This is a genomic window from Micromonospora sp. NPDC002411 (genome assembly GCF_053592955.1).
In genome coordinates this window covers 1-2,694 of sequence record NZ_JBSFBM010000550.1, presented here as the reverse complement: position 1 = coordinate 2,694, position 2,694 = coordinate 1, and the positions used below count along the sequence as shown (strand labels likewise).

General features: G+C 72.8%; 2 protein-coding genes and 1 pseudogene. All 3 read left to right on the top strand.

What is annotated here, in order from left to right; genetic code table 11:
- A pseudogene (locus ACWCO3_RS33695) lies at positions 1-297 on the top strand (hypothetical protein); the annotation flags it as partial.
- Positions 298-523: 226 nt separating this feature from the next.
- Positions 524-1,213, top strand: coding sequence for a response regulator transcription factor (locus ACWCO3_RS33690; protein ID WP_088990407.1), 690 nt, complete (start codon positions 524-526; stop codon positions 1,211-1,213).
- Between the two features lie 29 nt (positions 1,214-1,242).
- A partial coding sequence (locus ACWCO3_RS33685; protein WP_450013990.1) for a HAMP domain-containing sensor histidine kinase occupies positions 1,243-2,694 on the top strand: 1,452 nt, incomplete at its 3' end.

Here is a 2,694-nt window from a genome sequence, read left to right as displayed (position 1 = left end):
GCCGGCGAGGAGTCGGGCAGCGCCGACGGGATGCTGGCCGCTGGCCTGCTCGCCGGGCTCGGCGGCGGCGCGGCGATCGGCTGGCTGGTCAGCCGGTGGCGCCGACGCGACCCGGCCGAGCCCCTGGCGCTCGCCGAGGCGACCGGGAACGCGGACCAGCCCCCGACCCTCGCCGAAGTGACCGGCCGCCGCACCGACGAACCCGCGACCCGGGCCGACGGCACCGAACCCACCGACGACCCCACGACGCCGGCCGAAACCGCGGCCCCGGCCGAACCGGTGCCCGCTTCTCGTTGATCGACTCGGGTTTCCGGAAACCGCGGCATCCCAGTCGCGCGGACGGCCCGACGTCCGGAAACCCGAGTTGATCACGCCCAGGACGCCCTGGGCGGCCAGGCGGGCGCGGCGTCAGAGCGCCAGTCGGGCATCGACGAACAGCGTGAACGACATCGTCGTACCAGCTGGCCCGCCCCTCAGGTACGCCGCAACGCGATCAACTTGCCAGGCCAAGTACGGTCTTGTCGTGGCCTCCGTGCTCCTGGTCGAAGACGATCACGTCGTACGCGGCGCGATGCTGCGGTCCCTCACCGACCGTGGGCATGCCGTGCACGCCGTGGGTACGGCGTTGGACGCGCTGCGTCGGGTCGCCGCGGAGACACCCGACCTGGTGGTGCTCGACCTGGGCCTGCCCGACCTGGACGGCTCGGACGCGTTGCGGATGCTGCGGGGCATCACCGACGTCCCGATCATCATCGCCACCGCCCGCGACGACGAGCAGTCCGTGGTGAAGCTGCTCCGCGCGGGCGCGGACGACTACATGGTCAAGCCGTTCACGGGGGCGCACCTGGACGCGCGGATCACCACAGTGCTGCGCCGGGCCGGGCGGGCCAGCCGGACGGTGCAGCCGGCGGTGCACAGCGTCGGTGGGCTCCGGGTGGACGTGGGCGAGCGCAGCGCCCTGCTCGACGGGGAGCCACTGGCGCTGACCCGTAAGGAATTCGACCTGCTGGCGTATCTCGCCGCGCGACCTGGGCGGGTAGTGTCCCGCCGGGAACTCTTGGAGGAGGTATGGCGGCAGCCATCGGTCGGCGAGGACCAGACAATCGACGTTCACCTGTACTGGCTTCGCAGAAAGATGGGCGAGTCCGCAGCGAAGCCGCGCTACCTGCGCACCGTGCGGGGGGTCGGATTCCGGTTGGTGGCACCGGACTGAGGACGGCGCTGGCCCTGCTCACGGCCGGCATGTGCAGTCTCGTCGCGCTCGCCTTCCTGATCCCGCTCGGGCTCAGCCTGCGGGAGCAGAGCCGGGACGAGGCGATCGCCGACGCGGCCCGGCGCAGCGCGCTGGTGACCGGCGCGCTGGCGGTGAGCACCGACCCGGCGGCCGTCGAGCGTGCCGTGGTGGCCAGCGCCGAGGGGTCCGACTTCCCGCCGGTGGTGCACGGGTTGGGGCTGGACGAGTCGACCGGTCGGGCCAGCGGCAGCGACCTGGACCAGGCCCGAGCCGACCGACGGTCGTTGGTCGTCGATGTCGACGGCGGTGTGCTTCGACTCGACCCGGTGGTCCTCGGTGACCGGACGGCGGTGGTCGAGGTGTTCCTCCCGGATTCGACGTTGGGCGAGGGCGGCGGCACCTGGTGGCTGCTGTTCGCGGTCGGCGCGGCGATGGCCGGGGCGGCGGTGCTGGTGGTCGACCGGGTCGCCGCCCGCGCGGTGGACTCGACCCGGGGTCTGGTCAAGGCCGCGCTCTCCATCGGCGACGGCGACCTGGGGGTACGGGTCGAGCCGACCGGTCCCCGTGAACTGGCCGAGGCCGGCTACGCCTTCAACCGGATGGCCGACCGGCTCGACGCGGCCCGCACCGACGAGCGGGAGCTGGTGGCCGATCTGTCGCACCGTCTGCGTACCCCGTTGACGGTGCTGCGGTTGGACGCGGAGGCGTTGGAGTCCGACGACACCAGCGTGGGTTCGTTCAGCCCTGCGGAGTTGGACCGGCTCCGTGGCATCCGACGGATCCGGCAGGCGATCGTCACCCTGGAGGGTGAGATCGACGTGCTGATCAAGACCACCCGCAAGGCGGTGGCGCACGAGGCCGGGCCGGCGATATGCGACGTCAGCGAGGTGGTCCGGGACCGGATGGTGTTCTGGGCGGCGCTGGCCGGTGACCAGAACCGGCCGCACCGGGTGAACGGCGCGCAGTTGCGCATCCCCGCCCCGGTGCCACGAGCCGAGCTGGCCGCCGCGCTGGACGCGGTGATCGGTAACGTCTTCCGTTACACACCGCAGGGCACCGCGTTCGAGGTGGCCGTGTCGCGGCGCGACGGTTACGTGGCGATCCGGGTCGACGACGCCGGACCCGGCATCCCCGACCCGGACCGGGCACTGCGCCGGGGGACCAGCGACCAGGGTTCGACCGGGCTCGGTCTGGACATCGCGAAGCGGGTGGCGTTGCAGGCCAACGGCTCGGTGAGCATCGACCGCGCCCGGCTGGGCGGGGCCAGCGTGGTGATGCTGCTGGCCGACCCGGAGGCGACGCCCCGTCAGGTCAGCCGGTTCGGCCTGGTGGGTCGGATGGCGCGTGACGCCCGGGACACGAAGGCGCGTCGCATGGACGTTGCGCCCGGCGATCGTGGCGTCCGGGCGGGCGATGTAGACGTACTCGAAGAGGCAGCCCTTCGGCTCCGGCGCGGCGAA